Origin of the sequence: Deinococcus pimensis DSM 21231 (assembly GCF_000519345.1) — a bacterium.
In the GTDB taxonomy this organism is placed as follows: domain Bacteria; phylum Deinococcota; class Deinococci; order Deinococcales; family Deinococcaceae; genus Deinococcus_A; species Deinococcus_A pimensis.
In genome coordinates this window covers 172435-172647 of sequence record NZ_KI912617.1, presented here as the reverse complement: position 1 = coordinate 172647, position 213 = coordinate 172435, and the positions used below count along the sequence as shown (strand labels likewise).

Annotated in this window: 1 pseudogene; it reads right to left on the bottom strand. The window is 76.1% G+C overall.

Features of this window, described 5'->3' with window-relative positions:
• Positions 1-213, bottom strand: a pseudogene (locus DEIPI_RS38665) (imidazolonepropionase); the annotation flags it as partial.

Genomic DNA, 213 nt, shown 5'->3' with positions numbered 1-213 from the left:
CGTAGGCCCCGCGGCCCTCGGTGGGCGGCACGTGCAGCAGCAGGGTCGGCACGAGGGTGAGGGGAACGCGGTCCCGCAGGAGCCGCACGGCCTCCAGCATGCGGCGTTCGGAGGCGAAGTCGAGGCCGTAGCCGCTCTTGACCTCCACGGTCGTCGCGCCGCTCGCGGCGAGCGCGCGCAGGCGCGGCAACGCGAGGTCCGCGAGCTCCCCCA